Raw genomic sequence first — 14,091 nt, 5'->3', positions numbered from 1 at the left:
CTACCCTTTCACCTGTTCCCGAACACACGCCTTGAAAACACTCCCTCTGTGTTCAAAATTGTCAAACATATCAAAACTGGCGCAAGCGGGCGACAACAGCACCACATCGCCCGCGAATGACGCCTGCCGGGCTCGCGCAACAGCGTCCGCCATGTCCGCCGCGCGGCACGTTGCCACAATATCGCCAAATGCTTCTTCAAGCAGGGGGGCATCCTCCCCCAGCGTAATCAGACTCCTGACATGCCGCCCCACCAGGTCCCGCAGCACTCTGTAATCGGCGCCCTTGCCCCGTCCTCCCGCGATCAACACCACGGGTTGTTCAAAACTCTCGAGAGCCACTTTCAAGCTGTCTATGTTCGTGGATTTCGAATCGTTATAGAAGGACACGCCATCGCGTTCGGCCACAAACTCGATCCGGTGTTCTACCCCCTGGAATCCGCGCAGGCCTTCCAGTACCCCGTTCCAGTCGAACGCTCCCGCGCGCATCATGCATAACGCGGCCAGGACATTCTGCAGATTGTGCCTCCCGCGCAGAGGAGTATCGGCCGCCTGGGCAATGGGCTCGCGCCCCTGGCAGATTCCCCCATCCCCCCGAAGCCACAGCCCCCGATCCTGCTGTTTATCGAGACTGAACCGCCACACGCCAGCTTCCGGAGGCACATCCATCGATGCGACAAGCGGGTCATCGTCGTTGAGCACGGCCGCGTCCCCCGCCCCTTGACGCATGAACAGGCGCCGCTTCGCCGCAATGTAACCGCCCATGCCGCCATGCCACGCCAAGTGATCAGGGGTAATGTTCAGCAACGCGGCGAGCCAGGGGCGGAAGGTGTCCGCAAGTTCAAGCTGGTAACTGCTCACCTCGAGGACAATGTATTCGGGAGCGGGCTCCGCCATGACCGCCGCCGAAAGCGGCATGTCATTGTTTCCTGCAAGCAGAACGGTGTGGCCACAAGCATCCACCAGCGCCCGTGCCAGCTCCGTCGTTGTCGTCTTGCCGTTGGTTCCCGAAATGGCCAGAATTTTCGAGCCGGCGAACCGGTGCGCAAACTCCATTTCACCCATCACGGGAATCCCGCGCGAGCGCGCATCCCGCACGAGCTCCGCCGATGGGGGAACGCCGGGACTTGGAATCACGAGGGCCGCGTTCTTGAGGGCGCGGAGGCTGTGCCCCCCGCATTCCCACGAAATGCCAAGGTCGTCAAGGCCCGCCGTCAAGGCTTCCCGCTCCTCCTTGCCCTTAATCTCCGAGACAAAGGGTTCCGCCCCCTCGCGAAGCAGCAGACGGGCCAGGGCAAGCGCCGTCCGGCCCATCCCCGCAATGGTCACTTTTTCCCCGCGAACGTCCACGATATCACCGCAATTTCAATGCGCCCAGACTCATCAGCGCAAAAATGAGAGCTATGATCCAAAAACGAACAGTGACTTTGGTCTCGGACCAGCCAGCCAGTTCAAAGTGGTGATGTATGGGGGCCATCCGAAACACGCGTTTGCCTCGCAGCTTGAACGAGGCCACCTGAATCACCACGCTCAGCGCCTCGAGCACGAAAAGGCCGCCCACCGCTATCAGAAGCAGTTCCTGCTTCGTCAAGACAGCCATCGTACCTATCGCCCCACCCAGGGCAAGGCTGCCCGTGTCCCCCATGAATACCTCCGCTGGGTGGCAATTGAACCACAGGAATCCCAGCCCCGCCCCCAGCAGCGCGGCCCCGAACACCGTCAATTCGGCCGCCTCAGGCACATAGATCAGGAAAAGGTAATGAGACCAGTCCGAGCGGCTCACGACATACGCAATCGCCGTGTACGCCAGTAAAGACATGATGGACGCCCCCGCGGCAAGCCCGTCGAGGCCGTCCGTCAAGTTCACGGCATTCGAGGATGAAACCAGGATTACCACAACGAACAAGACATATGCCGCCCCAAGAGGAATCAGCAGCCACCGAAAACCGGGCACCTCCACCTTGGTCTGCAAATCCGGCTGGGTGGACAGAAGGCAGTTGGGGAACGTGGCTTCAAGGACCAGACGGTTCAGACGGAGCACTTCCGGCTCGCTGAGTGCGCCCTTGACACGTTTGGCCTCGAGCAATTCATGCGCTTCAGGAGTGAGCGGCAGCGGCCCCATAGTTGATGGGTCGTAGAGGTCAGGCATGGCAAGAATCGTGTTGAGTGCTTGCCGGAGCTCCTCGCGGGCCCCATCGCTCCATGCGAAATCCCAGGGATTCCGCTCCGCACGCTCGCGCAAACCGGCGGGCAGCAGTTGCCAAATCCGCTCCCCGGAAGAGGAACCGCCGGCAAGACCCTGCTGAGCCAGTCCACTCATTAGTTCGCGCCAGTTGATAATATCCCGGTCGGATAAGTGCGTTGCGCTCGTTGTAATCGGGTTGCGGAGCAAATAGAAGCCTACCAGCAACCCCACGAGGATCTGTCCCACAAACTTGGCCTTGGCGGTCAAGCCGAGGTTGTGCTTGCGGCGGATCTTGATGTAATCGTCCAGGAATCCGAGCGCGCTCAGAACGCACAGCACAATCGTGGCGAGCACAAGCAACCGGTTGGTGAAGCGCCCCCATAGCGCCAGCGATGCCATGGTCGACGCTACGATAAGCGTCCCCCCCATGGTCGGAGTGCCTGCCTTGGATTTGTGCAGCGCATGAAGGTCCTTGACGTGGTCTTCCCGGATAAACTGGCCAATCTTCAGTTGACGCAACCGGCGAATCAGGGCGGGACCAATCAGCAGCGTGACCAGGAACGCGGTAATGGCCGCGCCGCCTGCGCGCACCGTGATGTACGTGAGAACGTTGAACGCGCGCACGTGCTCAACCAGACTCTCTGCCAGATAATAAAACATATGGTTCCTTCTATCCGTGCAACGCCTGCAAAGCCTTGATTACTCGCTCCATACGCATCCCGCGCGAGCCCTTCGCCAACAGAGCGCCCCCTTCCGGCTCGAGAGCGCGGATGGCTCCTGCAATCGACTCGGGCGCATCGGCGGCCTCCGCATGCGGGCACCCGCCTTCAAGCGCCCCCGCGACAACCTCCCCCGCAAAGGTCCCGTACGCAAACACGTGGCTCACGCCATATCCGGCGGCCTGCCGTCCAAGCTCACGATGAAGTTCCCGGGACGCCGCCCCCAGCTCGAGCATGTCCCCCAGCGCCGCAACCCGAAAACCGGCTATTGTGCGGGCCTCCAGCGCTTCGAGCGCCGCCTTCATACTGGCGGGATTCGCATTGTAGGTGTCGTCCAGGACCTCCCAGGGGCCAATCCGAACCACGCGAAACCGGGCTGTCGTCTCGAGGGCCTGCCGGAGCGCGCCTTCAAATTCCTCGACGCCATGGCGCATGCCCACCGCCACGGCAAGCAACACGTTCACCGCATGGGCAGGACATGGGAGAGGAAGCGTGATGCGGCCCACAGGATCGATTGCCAGGCGGGTCTCTCCCGATGGCAGGATTTCTCTCCCACGTAGTCTAACATCTCCCGAGAGGCCGAATCGAACGACTTCCCCGTCAAATGTTTCCGCAATACGGACACAACGGGGATCGTCGTTGTTGACATAGAAGATTCCCTTGCGTCCGAGACCGCTGAGAATTTCCGCTTTCGCCGCAGCCACCTGCTCGATGGCGCCAAACCCTTCGAGGTGGGCCGGCGCAATCATGGTGATCGCCGCCTCCGTGGGTTGCGCCATGGCGCACAACGCCGCGATCTCGCCGGGATGATTGGCGCCCATCTCGATCACCCCGCACTCGGTCCCGCTGTCAATCTGCGCCAGTGAAAGAGGCACGCCGATGTCATTGTTCAGATTGCCCTGGGTCTTGACCACTCTGTAGCGCGAGCCCAGAACCCCCGCCGCCAGATCTTTCGCGGTCGTCTTCCCGCAGGACCCGGTAATGGCAATCAGCGGCAGGGTGAAATGCTGCCGGTGCCACTGCGCGAACCGTTGAAGGGCGCGCAGGGTGTCGTCCACAACCAGACACGGGCCCTTTTCGTGTGTGCGCAGGGCAACCGCCGCACATGCTCCCTTGTCAAATGCCTGGTCAAGGAACTCGTTGGCGTCGAAACGTGCGCCGGCAAGAGCAAAAAAGACATCGCCGGGTTTGAGCGTCCGGGTATCGGTCGAAATGGATGAAAAACCGCCTTCTACGCGCGGAGAAGCGGCCCCGATCGCCGACGCAAGATTCGCCAGCGAGTATGTCCACGGCATTCAGATCAGCTCCCTTCAAGTATTGCGCGCGCAACTTCGCGATCGTCGAAATGAATCCTATCAGTGCCGATGATCTGGTAGTCCTCGTGACCTTTGCCCGCTATGAGCACAACGTCGCCGGCCCGCGCCAGCGCAATGCCCTCCCGAATCGCCTCGGCCCGGTCCAGCACGATACGGTAGTCATCCGGTTTGTTCTTCCCCGCGCGCCGAATGCCCACCTCGATGTCAAGAAGGATCTTTTCCGGATCCTCGGTTCTGGGATTGTCCGAGGTGATGATGCTGTAATTGGACAATTCGCCCGCCGCAGCGCCCATCTTGGGACGCTTTCCCCGGTCGCGGTCGCCGCCACACCCAAACACCACTATCAGGCGTCCCCTGCAAATGGCCCGGGCAGCTTCCAACACGTTCCGCAAACCGTCTTCGGTGTGCGCATAATCGACGATCACTTCAAAGGCTTGCCCCGCGACAACACGTTCGAAGCGGCCGGGGATGCGGGGGGCGCTCGCAAGGCCGTTGACTACCTCGGGAATGGGCAATTCCAGCCCCCCACAGAGCGCAATCGTGCACAAGACGTTGAGCACATTGTGCTTGCCTACCAGTCCGACGGAGACCTCCGCCTGCCCCCAGGGCGAATCCAGGCGAAACACCGTACCGGGCCCGGCTGCCCGCACGCCAACCGCCCTCACGTCGCCGCCTTTGCCATAGGTGAAGCAAGGCGCCTTGGAAGCATGGATGAACGATTCCGCTGCCGGGTCCTCAAGATTCACCACCGTGAATCGTCCAGGACCCTCGATCTGCTCGAACAACAAACGCTTGGCCGCGCCGTAGGCCTCCATATCGCGATGAAAATCCAGGTGGTCCTGGGTAAGGTTGGTGAATGCGGCAACATCGAAGTCGATGCCCGCCACGCGTTCCTGGGCCAATGAATGAGAACTGACCTCCATGACCACGTGCGTATGTTGCGCCTGGCGCGCGCGGCGAAACATGTCCGCAAGCTCGTCTCCAAAAGGCGTGGTGTGTTTGGCGGGCAGGGTTCTTCCCCCTATCGAGTATCCCAGAGTGCCAAAGCAGGCCGCGGAACGCCCGCAGGCGTTCAGTACATGCTGCGTCAGGAGCGCCGTGCTGGATTTCCCGTTCGTGCCCGTGATCCCGATAACCGTCATGGATTTCGAAGGGTCCCCCGCGAGCAGGTGAGCCAGCACCCCAAGAGTCCGCCGGGGATTCGGCACACAAAAATAGGGGAGACCGGCCAACTCCTCCACGCCCGCCCGGTCTCCAATCACCGCTACGGCCCCGCGGACCACCGCCTCCGCCGCGTGCAGGTGCCCGTCGCTGTGTTCGCCCTGAACCGCGACGAAAACCGCGCCGGGAGCTACCCGGCGCGAATCTTCGACAGCCGACACCACCTCGACGTCCGCGTCGAGATTCCGGTCAGCGTCTAGCCACTGTGACAACTCCCGAAGTCTCATCGTCTGCTTTCTTGCGTTCATTTGAAAACCGAAGGCGGCACAGCACCACCTCGGACAACGGTGTGCCGGGAGGCGGCTCTTGTTCCGCCACCCAGCCGCTGCCCTGGATGTCCCAGGCCACCCCGAGTTCCGCAATCCGTTGCCGGGCTTCCCGCTTCGTCATACCCACAAAATCCGGCAGTATCGGACCTTCACTAACAAAATCCGCTGGCGGTTCGATAAGTTCCAAGCCGTCCAGCTTGGTAAGAACACTGTCCATATCCGGCTCGATGATGGCCATTTCTTCCTGCGCCATCACGGTGTCCGGATCGTCGTCCTGAGCGGCCAGGCGCTCGATATCGTGTTTGACGGGGTCCTCCGGACAATGCATTCCTATCAACGCGTCCCTCACGACCTCGCGGAAGACAGGACCGCAGACATACCCGCCCCAATGCTCCCGGATCTCCGGCTCGCGCACCACGATTACCGCAACAACGCGCGGGTAAGCCACCGGAGCGAATCCGGCAAAGATGGTGTTGTACTTGCCCGGGGCATAGCCGCGTCCGTCCGTCCGCGCCACCTGGGCAGTACCCGTTTTCCCTCCGACGCGATATTCCTCGATGTTGGCCCTGTCACCCGTTCCGTGCAGGACTACCCCATGGCAGAGTTCTTTCATTGTCTGGGCCGTCTGTTCGGAGATAATCCGTTTCCGAGAGGACTGCGGGCGCTTCTCTACGACAGTGCCGTCGGGGGAAGTTACACGCGACACCAGATAGGGCTCGACCAGGTAGCCGCCGTTGGCGATGGCCGCGAACGCCCGGGCCAATTGTGGCAGAGTCACGGAGATTTCCTGCCCCATGGGAAGAGACCCCATCGAGAGCTTCGACCAGGATTCCCGGCCGCGGAATATGCCCGCGCTTTCCGCCCCTCCAAAATCCGGGCCCGTCGTCTGTCCGAATCCGAAGCGGCGAATCCATTCCTCGAGCCGTTCACGGCCGAGCATGGCCGCTACCTTGATCATGGCGATGTTGCTGGATTCCGCAAAGCAGGTTCGGAACGGCTCCACCCCGAGACTGTGGTAGTCGCGGATGCGGTGCCCGTAAGGGTTAAAGGCCCCATTTTCGCAATTAATCATGGTTTCGGGGGTCACAAGGCCAAGTTCAATAGCCGCGGAAGCCGTGACAATCTTGAAAGACGAACCGGGTTCGAATACATCCGTGATCGCACTGTTCTTGCGCTCCTCGTCTGAAAACTCGTTGTACCGGTTCGGGTCGAAGGTGGGGAAACAGGCAAGCGCGAGAATCGCGCCCGTGTGAGGGTCCATCACGATGCCCATGCCTCTAATGGCCTTGCTCTTTTCCAGGGCCTTCGCCAACTCCTGCTCGAGCTTGTGCTGGATCCCGCGATCGAGCGTCAGCGTCAGATCCGCCCCACCCTGAGGGGGAACATATTCCGTGATTCGCGACCCGAGCAGCGTACGTTCACAGTCCACACGCGCAACCATCTTGCCTGGCGTCACGCCCAGCTCGTGATCGTAGATCATCTCAATGCCGCCCGAACCTGTCCGTTCCCCGTTCACAAAGCCCAGAACATGCGCCGCGAGGGTGTCGTCCGGATAAACGCGAACCGGTTCGTTTTCAAGCCACAGACTCGGGTTGTTCATGCCCGGAAAATGATTCAGACGGTCGAGAAGCTCCGTACTCAGACGGCGTTTGATGCGGGAATACCGCAGTGGGTGTCCCTTTTCATCGCGTTTGGTGAGTCGAACAAGAACTTCATCCTCTGGCGATTCGAGCAGTTCAGACAATCCACGCGCCAACTCTTCCGGAGCTTCCACGCGGAAAGGATCGCTCACGAGTGAGACCGCCTGCCGGTCGGTGGCAAGCAGACGGCCATTGCGATCGTAGATATCGCCGCGCGGAATCAGCAGGGGCACCGTACCCTCATGAAAACCTTCTTCCCGCGTATAGACGTCGTCCGGAAACGCTTGAAGCTGAACCAGCCGCGCCGTCACGGCGGCAAAAGACGCCAGGAGCCCCCAATACACCAATCGCAGACGGATGCGGTGGCGCCGCACCGAGGACGTGGCAGCGCCGGATCCGTTGACTCTCGCTCCTGGTCTGATCATGGCTGTCCTCGTTACTCCGGCTGCTGCAAGCCCGTGGTCTGCAGGGATTCAATAAAGGCCGCTCTCCCGTTAGCGACATCGAAACCTTGAGCGGGATCCCACACGCCCTCGGGCGACCAATCGTTTACAATCACAAGCTGGTTGTGCTCACGCTTGACAAGACCCAGCTCAATGGCCGCGGAATCAATGCGATCTATCCGCTCAAGTTCGGCTACCCGCGCGCGCAGTTCCTCAATATGAACTTGGGCGCGGTCCAACTCCTTCGACAGGGCGCCGCTTTCATAATCAAGCGTAAGAATTCCAAGATTGAGCCACGTTTCGAACAGAAGCGCCGCTGCGGGAATCAGGATGATCGGACACGCCGCAATAAATGTCCGGAAAACGTTCGCCGGTTTGTAGTGTCGTCTTCGGTTCGCCATTTTCAATTACCCCAGGCGTTCCGCCGCCCGTAACCGCGCACTGTGCGCGCGGGGATTCGCCCGCACCTCATCAACATCCGGCACAACCGGCTTCTTCGTAAGGACACGAAGCAACGGCGGCACAACTTCTTTCACGCGCCCGTCAACATGAAGCACACGATGGGCCCGCGACTGATCCTGAAGAAACCGTTTCACGATGCGGTCCTCGCCCGAATGAAACGCAATCACCACGAGTCTTCCGCCCTCGCCCAGAACCCGCATGGCCGCATGCAGCCCCCGGTCGAGCGAACCCAATTCATCGTTTACCGCAATGCGAACTGCCTGGAAGACCTGCCGCACTTCGTCATTCGCGAGCGCCTTCCTCGGCACCGCATCGCGTACGGCATCCGCGAGTTCGCGCGTTGAATTCAACTTTCCGTGGTCACGCCGCTCGACCACACTCCGGGCAATCCTCCCCGGAAACCTCACATCACCGTATGCGCGCAGAAGCTTGGCGAGCGTCTCCGCCGTGTGTTCCGCCAAGAGGCCGGCCGCGCTGATTCCCCCACTCGTATCCATGCGCATGTCCAGCGGCCCGTCCTCCTGAAATGAGAATCCGCGCTCAGGCCTGTCAAGCTGCATGCTGGAAACCCCTGCATCTATCAACACGCCGTCTACCGTCTCGAGCCCGTAACCCCGAAGCAATTCACAGAGTTCAGCGTAGTTGCCGTGCACAACCTCCGCTTGCGCGTATCCTTCCAGCCGGCGGCGCGTGATCTCCACCGCAAGAGGATCCCGGTCAATCGCTAATAGCCGGCCGCCTCGAAGTCTTGCCGCGATCCGCTCGGAGTGTCCGCCAGCACCGGCAGTGCAATCAACGTAGCAGCCGTCTTCACGAATATCGAGCCACGCAACCGCCGGGCCCGCGAGAACCGGCTCGTGCAAGTCACGCCGCTTCCTGAAACACCCCTATCGCCTGGGTCTCGGTGTCGTACGTCTCAAACAAAGACGTGACGCCGGACATGCGGAAGAGGCGCTCGGTATAGAGATTAATGCGCACCAACTTGACGTCGCCGCCCAAGTCCCTCAGCTTGCGAAGACGCTCCACCATGACGCCGACGCCCAGGTAACTGATGAATCCAACTTCCCCCAGGCTCAGCACAACTTTGAACCGGCCTTCCGTCAGACATTCATACAGGGCCGTGCGCAGGGCATCCACCCCCCGCTCATCCAGGTCCCCAGAAAGCCGCAAGACCGTTACTGCGCCGAGGTCTACGCGTTCAATACGCATCCGTCGTCCCACCTTTCTCCATCGTGGCTTCGCCTCCTCCGGGTCTCGGAGGCATCGTCACTGCCTGCCCAACGCCCTGCATTCCATCAGCCATGGAAATGAGGGTCGCCATCTCCTTGTATGCCGCTTCATTGGTATTCTGAAAACTGCGCCAGCGTTCTCTGTTCCAGATCTCGAGGTGGTCGGCGATACCGATCAGCACGGCCTCCTCCTCGGTGCCGATCTTCCCCATCTCACGAAGGTGCGGGGGGATGGCCATGCGTCCCTGGCCGTCGATTCTCGCCTCTCCCATGCTGCTGAAGAATAACCGCCGAAAAACGAGCGCCTTGGCATTCATGGAGGAGTACCGGCTCACTTGAGCACGAATCCTGCGCCACTCGTCGCGCGGGTAAACGGAAATGCACCCATCAAAGCCCCGCGTCAGGTACCACACCGCGTCCCCTTCCACGTCCATGCATTGACGCAGACGGCTGGGTACAGTAAGGCGGCCCTTGTCGTCCACCTTGACCGCGTATTCGCCGAAGTACATGAACGCATTCCCCAACTACGGAGCCTTCCGCAATACCCCACCACAAGCAACCCGAATTTACCACCAATTTGCTCCATTGTCAACCCTTTTCAACCACTTTTCCCCTTTCAAATCAAGGCGTTAGAGGTTTTGCGGCATCGATACCACAACATATTGTATGTAAACAGGGAAATCTCTTAACAAGGGCACTAGATATCGGCAGAGAGAATCCACGCCATGTCAGACCATTCAGCCAGACCCGCGAAAGCTGGGCGGAATCGAATGGTCAAGAGTTCTGCCATGGAGAGATGCGGCTCGCATGGAGACTGAAACCACGGTAAGAAGCGAGAAACGGTTCCTGGAAAGATATCGGATATATGGGAGGCGTGGCGTCCGGCAGAGACAATGTCCAGTGGTAGGGGCCTGCAGACTGCTCATTACCCGGACGCCACGCTGCGGGGGCGTTTAGGACTGCCGCTGACTATCGCGAATGAGGAACTCGCGCGCGGCAGATATCAACTCTTCAACTCTCAATACTCACGCGGACTGTCTGGAGCTTTAGCTATACAGCTGCCTCACGACTCAGTCTAATATAATGAAACCACATTACAATGGGGTCTGTAATCAGGACGGCCCTATTTTTGCCTTCAGCGACTTCCTGATAATAATGTAGTGGAATAACTGACAGAGATTTCTGCTCGATATTGAACCGGTTCTGGCTTTGTCGTGAGGTGACCGGGAAGGAGGCCGCCGGGTCACGGCGAAGAAGTGTCTTGAGACCTGTAAATGGCATAACGAACTAGTTCATTGCTGTTATTAAGATTAAGTTTTCTCTTGAGATTCTCGCGGTACGATTCGATGGTCTTGACACTCAAATTGAGTTGCGCGGCAATCTCGCGCGTACTCAGCCCCTGCCCAATCATCTGCAGAGTTTGCAGTTCGCGGTTCGTCAGCTGGTCTACAGAGAATCCCGACTCGCTCTTGCCGCCCGTCACCATGCAACTCAAGAGCCTGTTAGCAATCTTCTCGCTGATATACACCTCTCCCCGCAACACGCGGTGAATGGCCATCACCACATGCTCGATCGCTTCTTGCTTCATGACATAGCCCCGTGCGCCCGCCCGCAAGGCGCGTTGCGCATAGAGCCATTCCTCATGCATCGACAATACCAGCGCCGGAATCCCAGGGTACCGTTGACGCATCGCCTTCAACAATTCTATTCCGTTCGCCCCCTTGAGCGAGATGTCAATGATGACAATATCGGGATGTACCTCCCCTATCGCCGCGAGAGCGCCGGACATGTCTTCGGCTTCGCCCCGGACCTCGAGGTCATCGGCCTGGTTGATAAGCATTTTGAGACCCTGCCGGACTATGGGATGATCGTCGACTATCACTACGGCGGCTTTCTTCATTGTTCCTGTCTCGTCATCAGGCGGCTCAAACGCCGCGCGGACACATCGTTACCCACCGCTTCTCTCGCTCACTCCTGCTTTCCCAAAACCGTGGCTTCGAGGATTCCCTGCGGCGCGCAATACTGTGCCAGATTCCGGTCGCTGGCATCACACGTTTCTCGAAAGCGGAAGCGTCACTACGACCCGCGTTCCATGGCCGGGCTCCGAGTCGATTTGAAGACTCGCTGAGACCACCCGCGCGCGATAGCGCATGATGTTAAGCCCCATCCCCTCGTGCGTGATTGCACGATGGTCAAAACCGACACCGTCATCTTCGATGGCCAACCGAACGCGGCGCTCATTCTGCAACAAGCTCACAAATATACAGCTGGGGTTCGCGTGACGCACGGCGTTGGTCACCGCTTCCTGAGCAATTCGATACATCTGGTTGGCTTCTTCGGCCGGCAACCAAATAACGCCTCGGGAGGAGAACTTCCCGTCAACCTCGTAAACGGAGCGCGTACGGCTCACCAATTCCTCCAGCGCAACGCCCAGCCCGTCATCTTCAAGTCCAACAACATGCAACCCCCGCGCCAGCAACCGGCTGTGCTCGAGCGCTTCGGCGACCAGCCCCGCAATGCTTCGTGCGCTGTTCGCCAGGGGCGACTTGCCGCGCTCCAGCTCGGTGCTCAGCGCGTTTACCAGAAAACCGACACCCACCAACTCCTGCCCCAACCCATCGTGCAGATCCTGACCGATCCGGCCCCGCTCCCGCTCGCTCACCTCCAGGATCTCCCGTTCCAGGCGGTGGCGCTCGGAGACATCGCGAATAATCAATATTGCCTCGGAATGATCCGTGAGCACAGTACGCGCCTCAAATGCGTCCTCTCTTCCCGCGACATCCATACGAAACTCGAAGACCTGGGTCTGATTCTGGTCCAGAGCACGGCGAATATTGTGCATGGCTTGTTCCGCCACCACGTCGGGGAACACTTCGAAGAGCCGCTGCCCAAGGGCTGTGCGCAACATGTCCGCGAGAGGCGCTTGGTCAGACACATGCGCATCAAGCACCTCGCCGTCTCGCCGGACCCGCAACAGCGTGTCTGGCATCGCCTCCAGCAGGGCGCGGTGGCGGGCATCGCGCCATTGAAGCGCGCTCTCAGCCCGTTTCCGATCGGCAATGTCGATATGGATGCCCAACAAGCGGAGCGGCTGGCCCGCTTTGTCCCATTCGACAACCTTGCCCCTGCTCAGGACCCACTGCCACTCGCCTTCCCTGTTACGCAGACGGAATTCGGCCTCGAACTGCGGCTTACCTCCCGAAAGATGTTCCTGGAACGCCCGGTCGATGCCCGCGACGTCGTCCGGGTGCACAAGCGCAAGAGAAGCTTCGCGAGTCGAAACGATTTCACGCGGTTCATAGCCGAGCATGCGCGCCCAGTTTTCACCGTAGAATATGCGGTCCGTCGAAAAATCCAGGTCGAACACCCCGTTCGATGCGGCATCAAGCACCATGCGCAAGCGGTTTTCGCTCTCCTCCAGCAAGCGGGCGCTGTTTGCCCGCCGTACCGTGCCCAAGATGATCTGACCGGCCAGTTTCAGCATGTCCACGTCTTCCTCGGCCCACGAACAAGACTGCGACCTGGCGTAAAATCCCTCCACACCTGCAAGTTGGCCCTCATCAACGATAGGAACCAGAAGCATGCTTCGAATGCCCAACCCGCGGCAAAGCTCCAATTCGCTTCGCGGCCCCGCGAAGCCGGGATCATCGGGCCCTACTAGAACAGCCGTGCCATTACGCAGGTTATTCTGGCTCCAGGAAAACGACGCGGAGGTCAACATATCAATTACCGCGCCAGTCATGGTTGCAGCGGACTCCCCGTGCCATTCAAAGCGCCTTTCTGGCAAGCCCCCGCCCGAAAGGAGGATGCAGAAGCTGTGCTCGACCTCCAGGAAACGGCTGATCTTCTCCCATACTCCTTGAACCAGCGCATCCACATCATGTCCGGCAATATGGAAGAACTCCTGGATAGCCGAGGTCAGAATGGCTTCGAATGACAGGCGGTACCGTATCGTATCGAGAGCCTTGGTGCGCTCAAGGCGCGCCCGAATCATGTCCAACCCATTCCGCAGATGTTCGGCCAGCCTTCCCAACACCCCGAGTTCTCCCGGTTGAAATGCTTCGGACCCGGAAGTCACCAAGAGCAGGGTGCCTCGTTCCCCACTGGTGCATTCGATGGGCAGCGACACCAGACTCCCGGGTTCCGCTCCGTGAATGCGGGTCCAGGAGGGCCAGGCAGGCAAAGCGTCCCCGGGATACCGCACCATACGGGCAGACAGTGCCACGGGGGCCCCGGGCCCGGGCCAGTCCAACGCCTTCCCCAGAACCGGCAGGTCGGCCTCTTCCAGCGCAAGACCGTCCACGCTGCTTTGAGCCACGATCTCAGAGGCGCCCTTATGAAAACACACCAGCGCAGCGAGACGACAGATGTTCGCCTCCACAAGCAACTGCGTAACATGCGCGTGGAGCTGTGTTTGATCTGCCGCCTGCATGATGGCTTCGTCGCAAGCGCTTGTCGCAAGGAGAATCTTGTTCAGGCGCCGCAATTCATCTCTTGCGCTGCGCTGGCCTCTGATGTCCCGAAGAATGCCAAGCACAAGGCGGCGGCCCTCTGCCTCAGAAACGCAGCCGCTGGCCTCGACCCATACCGTTTCGCCGTTGCGGAGCAGA

General features: G+C 60.0%; 11 protein-coding genes. All 11 read right to left on the bottom strand.

Going from position 1 to position 14,091, the window contains the following annotated elements; translation table 11 throughout:
• Complete coding sequence (murD, locus tag PLJ71_06415) at positions 1 to 1,347, bottom strand: UDP-N-acetylmuramoyl-L-alanine--D-glutamate ligase (GenBank protein HQM48304.1); 1,347 nt, start codon at positions 1,345 to 1,347, stop codon at positions 1 to 3.
• Positions 1,348 to 1,351: 4 nt separating this feature from the next.
• The gene (gene mraY / locus PLJ71_06410; GenBank protein ID HQM48303.1) at positions 1,352 to 2,842 is read right to left on the bottom strand and encodes a phospho-N-acetylmuramoyl-pentapeptide-transferase; all 1,491 of its coding nucleotides are present in this window, start codon (positions 2,840 to 2,842) and stop codon (positions 1,352 to 1,354) included.
• A gap of 10 nt (positions 2,843 to 2,852) precedes the next feature.
• On the bottom strand, positions 2,853 to 4,196 hold the full coding sequence (gene murF / locus PLJ71_06405; GenBank protein HQM48302.1) for a UDP-N-acetylmuramoyl-tripeptide--D-alanyl-D-alanine ligase: 1,344 nt from the start codon (positions 4,194 to 4,196) through the stop codon (positions 2,853 to 2,855).
• Positions 4,197 to 4,201: 5 nt separating this feature from the next.
• The gene (locus PLJ71_06400; GenBank protein HQM48301.1) at positions 4,202 to 5,665 is read right to left on the bottom strand and encodes a UDP-N-acetylmuramoyl-L-alanyl-D-glutamate--2,6-diaminopimelate ligase; all 1,464 of its coding nucleotides are present in this window, start codon (positions 5,663 to 5,665) and stop codon (positions 4,202 to 4,204) included.
• Positions 5,628 to 7,772 carry a penicillin-binding protein gene (locus PLJ71_06395; GenBank protein HQM48300.1) on the bottom strand — a complete coding sequence of 715 codons (2,145 nt, stop codon included), beginning with the start codon at positions 7,770 to 7,772 and terminating at the stop codon, positions 5,628 to 5,630. The genes PLJ71_06400 and PLJ71_06395 overlap by 38 nt, the downstream gene beginning before the upstream one ends.
• 11 nt (positions 7,773 to 7,783) lie before the next feature.
• On the bottom strand, positions 7,784 to 8,191 hold the full coding sequence (locus PLJ71_06390; protein HQM48299.1) for a hypothetical protein: 408 nt from the start codon (positions 8,189 to 8,191) through the stop codon (positions 7,784 to 7,786).
• A gap of 6 nt (positions 8,192 to 8,197) precedes the next feature.
• The gene (gene rsmH, locus PLJ71_06385; GenBank protein ID HQM48298.1) at positions 8,198 to 9,115 is read right to left on the bottom strand and encodes a 16S rRNA (cytosine(1402)-N(4))-methyltransferase RsmH; all 918 of its coding nucleotides are present in this window, start codon (positions 9,113 to 9,115) and stop codon (positions 8,198 to 8,200) included.
• Between the two features lies 1 nt (position 9,116).
• Positions 9,117 to 9,461 (bottom strand): STAS domain-containing protein, encoded by a 345-nt coding sequence (locus tag PLJ71_06380; protein ID HQM48297.1) that lies wholly within the window; start codon positions 9,459 to 9,461, stop codon positions 9,117 to 9,119.
• The gene (gene mraZ / locus PLJ71_06375; protein HQM48296.1) at positions 9,451 to 9,990 is read right to left on the bottom strand and encodes a division/cell wall cluster transcriptional repressor MraZ; all 540 of its coding nucleotides are present in this window, start codon (positions 9,988 to 9,990) and stop codon (positions 9,451 to 9,453) included. Before mraZ ends, PLJ71_06380 begins: the two co-directional genes overlap by 11 nt.
• A gap of 734 nt (positions 9,991 to 10,724) precedes the next feature.
• Positions 10,725 to 11,381, bottom strand: a complete 657-nt coding sequence (locus PLJ71_06370; GenBank protein HQM48295.1) for a response regulator transcription factor — start codon at positions 11,379 to 11,381, stop codon at positions 10,725 to 10,727.
• Between the two features lie 147 nt (positions 11,382 to 11,528).
• Positions 11,529 to 14,091, bottom strand: a 2,563-nt coding sequence (locus PLJ71_06365) for a PAS domain-containing protein (GenBank protein HQM48294.1), incomplete at its 5' end; no start/stop codon positions are given.

The organism is Candidatus Hydrogenedentota bacterium (genome assembly GCA_035416745.1).
Lineage (GTDB): Bacteria > Hydrogenedentota > Hydrogenedentia > Hydrogenedentales > SLHB01 > UBA2224.
The sequence above is the reverse complement of the archived record's forward strand: the minus strand, read 5'-3'. Positions and strand labels throughout refer to the sequence as shown.

Bases quoted from the DNA above. Each gene is read 5' to 3' on its own strand.
- mraY (HQM48303.1), bottom strand. From the start codon at position 2,842: ATGTTTTATTATCTGGCAGAGAGTCTGGTTGAGCACGTGCGCGCGTTC.
- murF (HQM48302.1), bottom strand. From the start codon at position 4,196: ATGCCGTGGACATACTCGCTGGCGAATCTTGCGTCGGCGATCGGGGCC.
- PLJ71_06400 (HQM48301.1), bottom strand. From the start codon at position 5,665: ATGAGACTTCGGGAGTTGTCACAGTGGCTAGACGCTGACCGGAATCTC.
- PLJ71_06395 (HQM48300.1), bottom strand. From the start codon at position 7,772: ATGATCAGACCAGGAGCGAGAGTCAACGGATCCGGCGCTGCCACGTCC.
- PLJ71_06390 (HQM48299.1), bottom strand. From the start codon at position 8,191: ATGGCGAACCGAAGACGACACTACAAACCGGCGAACGTTTTCCGGACA.
- PLJ71_06380 (HQM48297.1), bottom strand. From the start codon at position 9,461: ATGCGTATTGAACGCGTAGACCTCGGCGCAGTAACGGTCTTGCGGCTT.
- mraZ (HQM48296.1), bottom strand. From the start codon at position 9,990: ATGTACTTCGGCGAATACGCGGTCAAGGTGGACGACAAGGGCCGCCTT.
- PLJ71_06370 (HQM48295.1), bottom strand. From the start codon at position 11,381: ATGAAGAAAGCCGCCGTAGTGATAGTCGACGATCATCCCATAGTCCGG.